The 12,671-nt window shown below is 64.9% G+C and carries 12 protein-coding genes; all 12 read left to right on the forward strand.

The window, feature by feature from the left end:
• A partial coding sequence (locus tag ACREC7_RS12935) for a His/Gly/Thr/Pro-type tRNA ligase C-terminal domain-containing protein (RefSeq protein WP_431556102.1) occupies nucleotides 1–304 on the forward strand: 304 nt, incomplete at its 5' end.
• Complete coding sequence (locus tag ACREC7_RS12940; RefSeq protein ID WP_431556103.1) at nucleotides 301–1,596, forward strand: lipoprotein-releasing ABC transporter permease subunit; 1,296 nt, start codon at nucleotides 301–303, stop codon at nucleotides 1,594–1,596. The genes ACREC7_RS12935 and ACREC7_RS12940, both read left to right, overlap by 4 nt.
• A 9-nt stretch (nucleotides 1,597–1,605) precedes the next feature.
• Nucleotides 1,606–2,331, forward strand: coding sequence for an ABC transporter ATP-binding protein (locus tag ACREC7_RS12945; RefSeq protein ID WP_431556104.1), 726 nt, complete (start codon nucleotides 1,606–1,608; stop codon nucleotides 2,329–2,331).
• 161 nt (nucleotides 2,332–2,492) lie between these two features.
• Nucleotides 2,493–5,963, forward strand: a complete 3,471-nt coding sequence (gene dnaE / locus ACREC7_RS12950; RefSeq protein WP_431556105.1) for a DNA polymerase III subunit alpha — start codon at nucleotides 2,493–2,495, stop codon at nucleotides 5,961–5,963.
• 180 nt (nucleotides 5,964–6,143) lie between these two features.
• The gene (rpsB, locus tag ACREC7_RS12955) at nucleotides 6,144–7,070 is read left to right on the forward strand and encodes a 30S ribosomal protein S2 (protein ID WP_431556106.1); all 927 of its coding nucleotides are present in this window, start codon (nucleotides 6,144–6,146) and stop codon (nucleotides 7,068–7,070) included.
• A 56-nt stretch (nucleotides 7,071–7,126) separates the two neighbouring features.
• Nucleotides 7,127–8,056 (forward strand): translation elongation factor Ts, encoded by a 930-nt coding sequence (gene tsf, locus ACREC7_RS12960; RefSeq protein WP_431556107.1) that lies wholly within the window; start codon nucleotides 7,127–7,129, stop codon nucleotides 8,054–8,056.
• A 23-nt stretch (nucleotides 8,057–8,079) separates the two neighbouring features.
• The gene (gene pyrH, locus ACREC7_RS12965) at nucleotides 8,080–8,811 is read left to right on the forward strand and encodes a UMP kinase (RefSeq protein WP_431556108.1); all 732 of its coding nucleotides are present in this window, start codon (nucleotides 8,080–8,082) and stop codon (nucleotides 8,809–8,811) included.
• A 90-nt stretch (nucleotides 8,812–8,901) separates the two neighbouring features.
• A complete protein-coding gene (frr, locus tag ACREC7_RS12970; RefSeq protein ID WP_431556109.1) occupies nucleotides 8,902–9,459 on the forward strand; it encodes a ribosome recycling factor in 558 nt (185 codons plus the stop codon).
• Nucleotides 9,460–9,516: 57 nt separating this feature from the next.
• Nucleotides 9,517–10,275, forward strand: coding sequence for an isoprenyl transferase (locus ACREC7_RS12975; RefSeq protein WP_431556110.1), 759 nt, complete (start codon nucleotides 9,517–9,519; stop codon nucleotides 10,273–10,275).
• A complete protein-coding gene (locus ACREC7_RS12980) occupies nucleotides 10,272–11,132 on the forward strand; it encodes a phosphatidate cytidylyltransferase (RefSeq protein WP_431556111.1) in 861 nt (286 codons plus the stop codon). Before ACREC7_RS12975 ends, ACREC7_RS12980 begins: the two co-directional genes overlap by 4 nt.
• 11 nt (nucleotides 11,133–11,143) lie before the next feature.
• A complete protein-coding gene (locus ACREC7_RS12985; RefSeq protein WP_431556112.1) occupies nucleotides 11,144–12,382 on the forward strand; it encodes a 1-deoxy-D-xylulose-5-phosphate reductoisomerase in 1,239 nt (412 codons plus the stop codon).
• 26 nt (nucleotides 12,383–12,408) lie between these two features.
• A partial coding sequence (locus ACREC7_RS12990) for a site-2 protease family protein (protein WP_431556113.1) occupies nucleotides 12,409–12,671 on the forward strand: 263 nt, incomplete at its 3' end.

Below are 12,671 nucleotides of genomic sequence, written 5' to 3' on the forward strand. Positions count from 1 at the left end.
TGGCCTGATCAACGTCAAGAGCGGCGACGCGGAGACCGACAGGGTCTGCGAGGATCTCTACTTGAAGCTCCAGGCAGCTGGTTTGAGCGTGCTCTACGACGACCGCGACGACCGGCCTGGCGCCAAATTCGCGGCCTTCGACCTGATCGGGCTGCCTTGGCAACTGATCATCGGACCCAAGGGCATCAAGGCTGGCGAGGTCGAGTTGAAGGAGCGCGCCACCGGGGCGAGGCACACGCTCAGCTTCGATGCGGCCTTGCATCGCCTCGCCGCCTCGGCCGAGCCTGGCAGGGAAGCGGCATGAGCGGCAACGCCACAAGTGACAACGGTACGCGCCCCAGCGGCACACGGGCCTTCTCGCCCTTCGAATGGATGGTGGCGCTGCGCTATTTGCGCGCCCGCCGCAGGGAAGGCTTCATCTCGGTGATCGCCGGCTTCTCCTTCCTCGGCATCATGCTCGGGGTGGCCACGCTGATCATCGTCATGGCGGTGATGAACGGCTTCCGCCAGGAGCTGTTCAACAAGATGCTGGGGTTGAACGGCCATGTCGTGGTGCACAGCCTCGACCCGAATTTCGGCAATTACGACGCCATCGCCGCCAATGTGCGCAGCGTACACGGGGTCAAATACGCCCTGCCGCTGATCGAAGGGCAGGTGATGGTGTCGACGCCGGCCTCCTCCACCGGCGCGCTGGTGCGGGGCTTGCGCGAGGCCGACCTGAAACAGCTGAAGGCCATCTCCGGCAATATCCGCTTCGGCACCCTCGACGGCTTCGACAACAAGGAGGGTATCGCGGTCGGCACTAGGCTTGCCAACGACCTCAACGTCAAGCTCGGCGACCAGGTGACGCTGCTCACCCCGCGCGGCGCCTCGACCGCGCTCGGCACGGCGCCGCGGGTAAAGCGCTACCCGATCGTCGCCATCTTCGAGATCGGCATGTCGGAATACGATTCGAGCATCATGTTCATGCCGCTTGCCGAAGCGCAGCGCTATTTCTCCAAGCCCGACAGCATCACCGTGCTCGAGGTCGTGCTCGATTCCCCCGACGAGGTGAGCGCGCTCGGGCCGAAGATCATCGAGGCCGGCGGCTCCTCGGTCTATATCAGCGACTGGCGGCAGCGGAACGCGACGTTCTTCACCGCGCTTCAGGTCGAGCGCAACGTCATGTTCCTGATCCTCACGCTGATCGTGCTGGTAGCGGCACTCAACATCATCTCGGGCCTGATCATGCTGGTGAAGGACAAGGGCCATGACATCGCCATTCTGCGCACCATGGGGGCGACCCGTGCCGCCGTGATGCGCATCTTCTTCATCACCGGCGCGAGCATCGGCATCGTCGGTACGCTCGCCGGCCTCGCGCTCGGCGTGCTCGTCTGCCTCAACATCGAGCGGATTCGCGAATTCATCGGCTGGATCACCGATACCGAGCTGTTCTCGCCTGAACTCTATTACCTGTCGCAGCTTCCGGCCGAAATGGACACCGGCGAGACCGCCTCGGTGGTGATCATGGCGCTCGTGTTGTCGATCCTCGCCACGCTCTATCCCTCCTGGAGAGCCTCTCGTCTCGATCCCGTCGAAGCCTTGCGCTACGAGTAGGGCGGGATCGTGGGGAAATCAGATCAAGCGCCGGCGCTGCATCTCGACCGGCTGGAGCGCGCTTACGCGCAAGGATCCCGCCTCATCGAGGTGCTGAAAGGCGCGACCGCCTCTCTCTACCCCGGCGAGGCGGTCGCTCTGCTCGGTCCCTCTGGCGCCGGCAAGTCCACCTTGCTCCACATCGCCGGCCTGCTCGAGCGGCCTGATGGCGGCGCCGTGGTGATCGACGGCGTCGATTGCGTCAAGCTCGGGGATGCCGAGCGCACCCGCATGCGCCGCTCCGAAATCGGCTTCGTCTATCAGTTCCATCACCTTCTGCCGGAGTTCTCGGCGCTGGAGAACGTGGTGCTGCCGCAGCTCATTCTCGGGTTGCCGCGGCGCGAGGCTGAGGAGCGCGCCACGCAATTGCTGCAGGCGCTTGGCCTCGGCGAGCGCGCCGAACACCGTCCGGCGCAACTGTCAGGCGGCGAGCAGCAGCGCGTCGCCATCGCCCGCGGCGTCGCCAACGGACCGCGGCTTCTCCTTGCCGACGAGCCGACCGGCAATCTCGATCCGCATACCGCCGAGCGCGTGTTCGAGCAGCTCCTGAGCCTCGTGCGCCAATCGGGGGTGGCGGCGCTGGTCGCCACCCACAATCTCGACCTCGCCGCCCGCATGGACCGCGTGTTGCGGCTTATGGACGGCATTCTGGTCGAGGAGCAGGTGACGGTGGTGCGGGTCTCCCAGGCTCAATAGCTGCTACCAACTAGCTGAGAAATAACAACTTTCTGCTATACTTGACGTTTGGAACAAAGTAGGAACAGTGTAACGCGTGGATATCTCCAGCAGCACATTGCCCAGCCGACTGTGAGTCCCGCAGGCTATGGCGCGCACGAATCGAAGCGGAGACACGATTCTTGACTGAGACAGAACAACCCTTCGTGCATCTTCGGGTGCATTCGGCCTATTCGCTGCTCGAAGGGGCTCTGACCATTCAGAAGCTCGTCAGCCTTGCCGCCGAGCAGGGCATGCCGGCGCTTGCGCTCAACGACACCAACAATCTGTTCGGCGCGCTCGAATTCTCCGAATACGCAGCCCAAGCCAAGATCCAGCCCATTATCGGCTGCACGCTCTCCTTGAGCCTCGCGCCGCAAATCGAGTCGGACCCGGACAGCGGCGAACTCGTGAAGTACATCAATCACGGCCGCGTCGCGCTCCTCGCCAAGGACGCGGCGGGCTACGCCAATCTCATTAAGCTTTCGACCGAGGCCTATCGCTATGGCGCGGATAGCGGCGAGGCTCTGGTGACGCTCTCCCATCTTGCCCTCCACCAGGCCGGCCTCATCGCGTTGACCGGCGGTCCTGACGGCGTGATCGACCGCGCCATCGCTGTCAACGATTTCCGATTTGCCGAAACGGCCCTCAATCAGCTCAAAGGCATCTTCGGCGACCGCCTCTATGTCGAGATCCAGCGGCATGGGCTGCCGCAGGAGAGGGCAGCGGAGCCGCTTCTGCTCGATCTCGCTTACGACAATCATCTGCCCATCGTCGCGACCAATGAGCCTTACTTCGCGAGCCCCGACGATTTCGAGGCCCATGACGCGCTGATCTGCATCGCGGAAGGGAGCTATGTCGCCGTCGACCAGCGGCGGCGCCTGAGCCCCGAACACTATTTCAAGAGCGCGCACCAGATGACGGAACTGTTCGCCGATCTGCCGGAGGCGATCGAGAACACGATCGAGGTCGCCCGCCGCTGCTCCTATCGCCCGCGCGAGCATGCGCCCATCCTGCCGCAATTCGTGAACGGCACGACCTCGTCGCTCGCTCAAGGCGAGACTGAAGCCGCCGAGCTTCGCCGCCAGTCAGAGGCAGGTCTTGCCAGGAGACTTGCCGAGGAAGGGACGGCCCCAGGCTACGACGCACGCGCCTACGCCGATCGTCTCGCCTTCGAGCTCAACGTCATCACCGGCATGAACTATCAGGGCTACTTCCTGATCGTCGCCGACTTCATCCAATGGGCCAAGGCTAGGGGCATTCCGGTCGGGCCGGGGCGCGGGTCCGGAGCAGGGTCACTGGTGGCCTGGGCTCTGACCATCACCGATCTCGACCCCATGCGCTTCGGGCTGCTGTTCGAGCGCTTCCTAAACCCTGAGCGCGTGTCGATGCCGGACTTCGATATCGACTTCTGCCAGGATCGCCGCGACGAGGTGATCGCCTATGTGCGCGAGCGCTACGGCGCCGACCGCGTCGCCCATATCATTACCTTCGGCAAGCTCCAGGCACGCGCGGTGCTTCGCGACGTCGGCCGCGTGCTGCAGATGCCCTATGGCCAGGTCGACCGCCTGTGCAAGCTCGTGCCGCACAATCCGGCGAACCCGGTCACGCTCGCACAAGCCATTGCCGGCGAGCCCCGGCTGCAGGAGGCGCGCGATTCCGAGCCGATCGTGGCCAAGCTCCTCGATATCGGGAATCGACTTGAGGGTCTGTATCGTCATGCCTCGACCCACGCCGCCGGCGTAGTGATCGCCGACCGGCCGCTGATCGACCTCGTGCCGCTCTACCGCGACCCTCGCGCCCAGCTTCCCGCCACCCAATTCAACATGAAATGGGCCGAAGCCGCCGGCCTCGTGAAGTTCGACTTTCTCGGCTTGAAAACGCTGACCGTGATCGAAACCGCGCGCGAGTTGCTCGCCCGCAAGGGCGTCACGCTCGATCCGGCGCGGCTCCCCCTCGACGACGCTCCGACCTACGAGCTTCTTGCCCGCGGCGATACGGTCGGCGTGTTCCAGCTCGAAGGTGCTGGCATGCGCGACGCGCTGCGCAAGCTGAAGCCAGACCGCTTCGAGGACATCATCGCCATTGTCGCGCTCTATCGCCCTGGGCCGATGGACAACATCGACAGCTACGTCAACCGCAAGCACGGTCGCGAGCAGCCCGACTATCTGCATCCCGCCATTCAGCCGATCCTGGAAGAGACCTACGGCGTGATCATCTACCAGGAGCAGGTGATGCAGATCGCGCAAACCCTGTCAGGCTTCTCGCTTGGCGAGGCCGATCTGCTCCGCCGCGCCATGGGCAAGAAGATCAAGAAGGAGATGGCGCAGCAGCGGAACCGCTTCATCGAGGGCGCCGTCGGCAAGGGCGTGGATCGCGGCAGCGCCGAGTTCATTTTCGAGCTGGTCGCCAAGTTCGCCGGCTACGGCTTCAACAAATCTCACGCCGCGGCCTACGCGCTGATCGCCTATCAGACCGCCTATCTCAAGGCCAACCACCCGATCGAGTTCCTGGCCGCCTCCATGACGCTCGACATCGGCAACATCGACAAGCTCAATGGCTTCGCCCAGGAAGCCCGCCGCATGGGCATCCGCATCGAGCCACCATCGGTGAACCGCTCGGAGGCCGGCTTTATCCCGAGCGACGGCGCCATTCGCTATTCGCTCGCTGCGCTGCGCAATGTCGGCCGCCACGCCGTCGACCATATCTGCGCCGAGCGAGCGAAGCGCGGGTCCTTCAAGGACGTCTCCGCGTTCGCCCGCGCCATCAATCCGCGCATCGTCAACAAGCGCGCGCTGGAGACGCTCGCCGCCGCCGGCGCGCTCGACGAGCTTGGCATCGACCGGGCCACGGCGCTCGCCAATGTCGATCGCATCATGGCCGCGGGCAATCGGTCGCTTGCGGATGAGACCGGCGGCCAGAACGACCTCTTTGCCAGTGCTGCGCGCACGCCGCCGCCGATCGAGCTCCGCGCCGCAAAGCCTTGGGTGCCCACCGAACGGCTGTCGCGCGAGTTCGAAGCCGTCGGCTTCTTCCTCACCGGCCATCCCCTCGACGACTATCAGGACGTGCTCGAGGCACTTGGCGCCGAATCCTGGGTGGACTTCGCGGGCAAGGCCCGCACAAGGCGCGTTGTCGGCACGCTTGCCGGCACCGTGCTTGCCATGCGCGAGCGCCAAGGCAAGAGCGGCAATGCCTACGCCTTCGTCGCCTTCTCCGATCCGACCGGCCAGTTCGAGGCCGTGGTGTTCTCTGAAGCGCTTGCCGCCTCGCGCGAGCTGCTCCAACCCGGCGGCGCCCTGCTGCTCGACGTCGAGGCCGAGGCCGACGGGGAGACCGTTAAGGTGCGGGTGCAACGCATTACCTCGCTCGAAGCGGCCGCAGAGGCGCGCCACAGCGGCATCAAGATCTATCTAGAGGGAACCCGCGCGCTTGACTCCCTTGCCGAGCAGGTGGGCGAGCGGGGAGGGCAGGGAGAGCTGCGTCTGGTGCTTCGCCTCGACGATGCCGGACGCGAGGTCGAGTTTGTGCTGCCGCAAGGCATCGACGCCACGCCGAAGCAACGCAGCGCGCTCAAGCTGGTTGAGGGCGTAGCTGCGGTCGGCACCCTTTAGCCGGCCTAATCCCCCAACTCTTGCCAAAAGGGGGTTGCGTCCCTATAAACCGCACCATCTCACACGCGGGAGCTTAGCGCCGCGAGGCCCTTTCAAGGACTCTCACGCTCGCTCCGGTGACCGGGAAACCGGTCTCATCGTCCCGCGGCGGCAGAACCGGAAAAAGGAGAATGCAGTCCCATGGCACTGCCTAATGTTTCTATGCGCCAGCTGCTCGAGGCTGGCGTGCATTTTGGTCATCAGACCCATCGCTGGAACCCGAAGATGGCGCAGTTCATCTACGGCTCCCGCAACAACATCCACATCATCGATCTCACCCAGACCGTACCGCTGTTCCATCAGGCTCTGCTTGCCGTGGCCGACACCGTGGCCAAAGGCGGCCGCGTGCTGTTCGTCGGCACCAAGCGGCAGGCTTCCGAGGCGGTGGCCGACGCCGCGCGGTCCTGCGCCCAGTACTACGTGAACCACCGCTGGCTCGGCGGCACGCTCACCAACTGGCGCACCATCTCGAACTCGATCCGCAGGCTCAAATCTCTGGAAGAGCTGCTCGCTGGCGAGACGCAGGGCCTGACCAAGAAGGAGCTGTTGCAGCTCACCCGCGAGAAGGACAAGCTCGAACGCGCTCTTGGCGGCATCAAGGACATGGGCGCGCCGCCCGACCTGATGTTCGTGATCGACACCAACAAGGAATCGATCGCCATTGCCGAGGCGCGCAAGCTCAACATGCCGATCGTCGCCGTGGTCGATTCGAACAGCAATCCGGATGGGATCAGTCATCCCATCCCCGGCAATGACGACGCCGGCCGCGCCATCACGCTTTATTGCGACATGATCGCGCGCGCCGCTATTGACGGCATCGAACGCGCGCAAGGCTCAGCCGGAGTCGATCTCGGCGCCGCCGACGCGCCTCCGGGCGAGCCCGGGCTCGATGAAGGCGAAGAGGGCGGCGAAGGTTCGGAGAAGCCTCCGTCTGACGGCGAACGCAGGCCCCCACGGCGGAGGCCGGGCCGGCCCGACGCCAGAGGTGGCAATGGCAAGGCTCCGTCGCAGGCCCGGCGTCCCGCACGGGGACCGAGGCCGAACGCCGCGGAAGGAAAGCCTGAATAGAGCGATGATCGACGTTAGGGCCGGGGCAAACCCACTCCGGCCCGATAGAGGATGGCATGACAGCGATTAATGCGACGATGGTGAAGGACCTGCGCGAGAAGACCGGCGCGGGCATGATGGATTGCAAGGCCGCGCTCAACGAGACCGCCGGCGACATGGAGGCTGCGGTCGATTGGCTGCGCACCAAAGGTCTTGCCAAGGCTGCCAAGAAGGCAGGTCGCGTGGCGGCTGAAGGCCTGATCGGCCTTGCCGCCGAGGAGAGACAGGCGGCATTGGTCGAGGTCAATTCCGAGACCGATTTCGTCGCCCGCAACGACAAGTTCCAGGAGATGGTGCGCACCATCGCCGCCGACGCGCTCAAGGCCAAGGGCGATCTCGACAAGCTCGCCAAGGGTAAGCATGGCGGCGGCACGATCAGCGTGGCCGATCATCTGAAAGAGATGATCGGCTCGATCGGCGAGAATATGACGCTTCGCCGCACCTCCTATCTCGGCGTAAAGACCGGGGTGGTGGCGAGCTACATGCACAACACCATTTCGCCCGGTCTCGGCAAGATCGGCGTCATCGTCGCGCTCGAATCAACGGGAGGCGCCGACAAGCTCAAAAGCTTCGGCAAGCAGGTTGCGATGCATATCGCCGCCGCCAATCCGCAAAGCGTGGATGTGGCCGGCCTCGACCCCGCTTTCGTCGAGCGCGAGCGGGCGGTGCTCACCGAGCAGGCGAAAGAGTCCGGCAAGCCCGCGGCGGTGATCGAGAAAATGGTCGAAGGCCGTTTGCGCAAATTCTACGAGGAGGTCGTTCTCCTGTCGCAGGCCTTCGTCCACGATCCGGAGACGACCGTCGCCAAGGCGCTTGCCGCGACCGAACAGAGCGCCGGCGCGCCGATCAAGATCACCGGCTTCCATCGCTTCGCGCTTGGCGAAGGCATCGACCGGCCGGACAGTGATTTCGCCGCGGAGGTTGCCGCGGCAGCGTCTGGATCCTAGAGGCAGACCGGGGGGATCGGCTGATGGCACAACCACGTACGGGCCGATCGCTCCGCTACCGGCGGGTCCTCGTCAAGCTCTCCGGCGAGGCCCTGATGGGGAAGAGCGGCTACGGCATCGATGTCGAGGTGCTGAATCAGGTCGCCGCCGATATCTGCGAGGCCGCCGATCTTGGCCTCCAGCTCTGCCTCGTGGTCGGCGGCGGCAACATCTATCGCGGCCTGGCGGCCGCCACCGACGGCATGGACCGGGTGAGCGGCGACTACATGGGCATGCTGGCCACGGTGCTGAACGGCCTCGCTCTCGGTCAGGCGCTTGAAGCCAAGGGCCGCTCGGCGCGCGTGATGTCGGCCATTCCCATGCTCAGCATCGCCGAGCCCTTCATCAGGGCGCGGGCGCTTGCCCATTTGGACGACGGCCATTTGCTGGTCTTCGTCGGCGGCACCGGCAACCCGTTTTTCACCACCGACACCACGGCGGCGCTCAGGGCGGCAGAAATGGGCTGCGACGCGATCTTCAAGGCCACCCAGGTCGACGGCGTCTATGACTCCGACCCGACGAAGAACCCCAAAGCGCGCCGGTACGATGCGCTAAGTTATGACGATGTGCTGCGGCAGGATCTGCGGATCATGGACGGGGCGGCAATCGCCCTTGCCCGCGACAATCGGATTCCGATAATTGTGTTCTCCATCAAGGAACAAGGTGGCTTGGCTGCTGTCTTGCAAGGGAAGGGATCCTCGACCACGATATCCTAGCCCGCCGCGACCCGTCGACTTTCGGGCCGATGGGCGGGACGGCAAGCTGACCCAAGCGTGGATTTCAACCGCGCGAGGAGGAAAGGCGACATGTCTGGCTTCGACCTTAAGGAGATCGAGCGGCGGATGCGTGGCGCGCTCATGGTGCTCAAGCAGGAATTTGGCGGCTTGCGCACCGGCCGAGCCAATATGAGCCTGCTCGATCCGATCATGGTAAATGCCTATGGCAGCCAAATGCCGCTCAATCAGCTCGCCACCATCAACGTGCCGGAATCGCGGTTGATCACTGTGCAGGTGTGGGACCGGTCCCAGGTCGGCGCAGTGGAGCGTGCCATCCGCGAGTCCGACCTCGGATTGAACCCGGTGGTCGAAGGACAGCTGCTTCGCCTGCCGATTCCGGAGCTGAACGAGGAACGGCGCCACGAGATCGCGAAGGTTGCGCACAAATACACCGAGCAGGCGCGCGTCGCGGTGCGCAATGTCCGCCGCGACGGCATGGAGCACCTCAAGCGCATGGAGAAGGACGGCGACATCGGCAAGGACGAGCACCATTCGCTGTCCACCAAGGTGCAGGACTTGACCGACAAGATCGTCAAGGAGATCGACGAGACGCTTGCGAGCAAGGAAGCGGAGATTATGCAGGTCTAGCCGGCGAGACGGCGCCAAGAGCACAATGCCTGTCACCCTTATTGGAGCACCGAACACGTGACGCTTGCAGTTGAGGAGCTTGACTGGTCGCAGACCGAGGTGCCGGCGCCTCGGCACATCGCCATCATCATGGACGGCAACGGCCGCTGGGCTGCCGAGCGGGGCCTGCCGCGCGCCGAGGGTCATCGCCAGGGGGTGGATAGCGTGCGGCGCACGGTCAAGGCCGCGCTCGAGCTTGGCATCACCCATCTTACGCTGTTCAGCTTTTCCTCGGAGAACTGGTCGCGCCCGCGGCAGGAGATCCACGATCTGTTCGGCCTCATGCGGCGCTTTGTCAGGCGCGATCTCGCCGACCTGCATAAGAACGGCGTGAGGATCAGAGTGATCGGCACCCGCTCAGGCCTCGATGACGACATTTTGCGGCTGATCGACGATGCCGTTCTCCTTACCAAGGATAACTCGGCTCTCAATCTCACCATCGCCTTCAACTATGGCGCCCGTGACGAGATCGCCCGCGCTGCCGCGCGCGTCGCCGAAGCCGTGGCTGAAGGCACGCTCGACGCGTCCGATATCACGCCTGAGCGGTTCGGCTCCTATCTCGACACCGCCGACCTGCCCGATCCCGACTTGCTGATCCGCACGAGCGGCGAGCGCCGCTTGAGCAATTTCCTGCTGTGGCAACTCGCCTATAGCGAGTTCGTATTCGTCGATACCTATTGGCCCGACTTCTCGCGCGAGACTCTCGAAGCCGCGATTGCCGAGTATCAACAGCGCACGCGCCGCTTCGGTGGCCTCAAGGCGAGATCCACCGCGTGACGCCGCTCGATGTGACGCCGAGTGGCGCCGAGCCCCGCGCTCAACCCAACAAATCGGAGATGACGACGCGCTTGGCGTCCGCCGCGGTGCTGGCGGTGCTGGCGCTCGGTTCCGTGGTGGCGAGCATCTGGACCTTCGTGGCTCTGGCCATCGCCTCGGGCGTCATCGTCGCCTGGGAATGGGGACGGCTGGTGCGCAAGGCTGGCTTCGATGCCATCGCCATGATGCAATCCGCAGCCGTCGCTGCTGTCGCCGTGGCCGTGGCCATGTCCCGGCCCGGTCTCGCCCTCATTGCCGCCGCGCTGGCGCTGGCCGGAACCGGACTTGCCGCCGCCTGGTCCCCCACGCTTGGCTGGTCTCTGCTGGGCGTGGCCTATTCGGTGCTCCCCGCCTGGTCCATGGTCTGGCTCAGGAGCGATCAGACTTATGGCGCCACGGCGCTGCTTTATCTGCTGGCCGTGGCCTGGACCACCGATACGGCTTCCTATGCTGGTGGCAATCTGATCGGCGGCCGCAAACTTGCCCCGAAAATCTCGCCGCAAAAGACCTGGAGCGGGCTCCTGGTCGGAACCTTTGCACCGGCGCTGATTGGATTTGCTTTTGCCCTGTTTTTGGGGGAGACCTCGGGCTGGCGCTTGGCCCTGGTCAGCGTGGCAATTGCCGCTGCATGTCAGATCGGAGATCTGAGCGAGAGCGCGGCGAAGCGCCGGTTCGGCGCCAAGGACATGAGCAATCTCATCCCCGGCCACGGTGGGTTGCTCGACCGCATCGATGGCCTTCTCATCGCCGCAATCGCGGCGGCATTGATCGCCTTGCGCGATCCGGCCAATCCCGGCCGCGGCCTGCTGATCTGGTGAGGCGTTTGCCTATGACCGTGCTCGCCGTCCAATCCGAAACCGTCAGGCTGTCATCGCCTGCGACGCGCCCGCGGCGCATCTCGGTGCTCGGCGCCACCGGATCGATCGGCGAGAACACGCTCGATCTCGTCGGCCGCGACCCCACGTCATTCGCGGTGGTGGCGTTGACCGGAGGCCGCAACGCCACGCGCCTCGCCGAGCTTGCGGTGAAGCATCGGGCCGAGCTTGCGGTCGTTGCCGACGAGACCTGCTATGCGGAGCTCCGTGCCCGGCTCAGCGGCACAGGTATCGAGGCGGCTGCCGGCGCTGACGCGCTCGTCGAGGCAGCAAGCCGTCCTGCCGATTGGGTGATGGCCGCGATCGTCGGCGCCGCCGGCCTCAAGCCGACGCTTGCCGCGGTGCGCCAGGGCACCTGCACCGCGCTCGCCAACAAGGAATGTCTCGTCTCGGCCGGACCCATCTTCATGCGCGAGGTCGCCCGTCACGAGACGGCGCTACTGCCCGTCGATTCGGAGCACTCAGCGGCCATGCAGGCGATGGCCGGGGACGCACCGGAGAGCATCGAGCGCATCTGTCTCACGGCGTCGGGCGGGCCGTTCCGCTCATGGAGCCTTGCCGACATGGAGGAGGTGACCCCGAAGCAGGCGCTCGCCCATCCCAACTGGTCCATGGGCCCGAAGGTCACCATCGATTCGGCAACGCTGATGAACAAAGCCCTCGAGCTGATCGAAGCGCATCATTTGTTCTCGGTGCCGGCGGAGCGGCTTTCCGTGCTGATCCACCCGCAATCCATCGTGCACTGTCTCGTCCACTATCGCGACGGCTCGGTGCTGGCGCAGATGAGCTGCCCCGACATGCGCACGCCCATCGCCTACAGCCTTGCCTGGCCCAACCGCATGCAGGCGCCGACCGCGCGGCTCGATCTCGCCAGCCTGGGCGCACTCACCTTCGAGGCGCCGGACGAGGATCGCTTCCCGGCCTTGCGGCTTGCACGCCACGTGCTCGCCGCCGGCGGCAGCGCAAGCACGGTGCTGAACGCCGCCAACGAAGTTGCGGTACAAGCGTTTCTGGACGGCCGCATCGGCTTCCTGGGGATCGCGGCCCTGGTCGAGGCCACGCTCGGCCGCTCGGCCCACATTTCCGCAACTTCGCCCGATAGCGTCGATGAGGTCCTCGCCATCGATGCCGAAGCGCGAGCCATCGCGCTCTCGCAGCTCCGGACGTTTGCACAATCGGCTCAGGCGCGCTAGGAAGCCCTCGGCATCCAGGATACCCTATGGAAACGATACTCAAGCTTTCAGGCTTCGGCGACACCGTGCTGTCTTATCTGCTTCCCTTCATCTTCGTGCTCACCATCGTGGTGTTCTTCCACGAGCTCGGCCATTTTCTCGTGGCCCGCTGGTGCGGCGTCGCGGTCAAGACATTCTCGATCGGATTCGGGCCTGAGATCGTCGGCTTCAACGACAGGCACGGGACGCGCTGGCGGCTCTCCTGGATCCCGCTCGGCGGCTATGTGAAATTCATCGACGACGAGAATGC

This window comes from Methyloceanibacter sp. (assembly GCF_050728395.1).
GTDB lineage: Bacteria > Pseudomonadota > Alphaproteobacteria > Rhizobiales > Methyloligellaceae > Methyloceanibacter.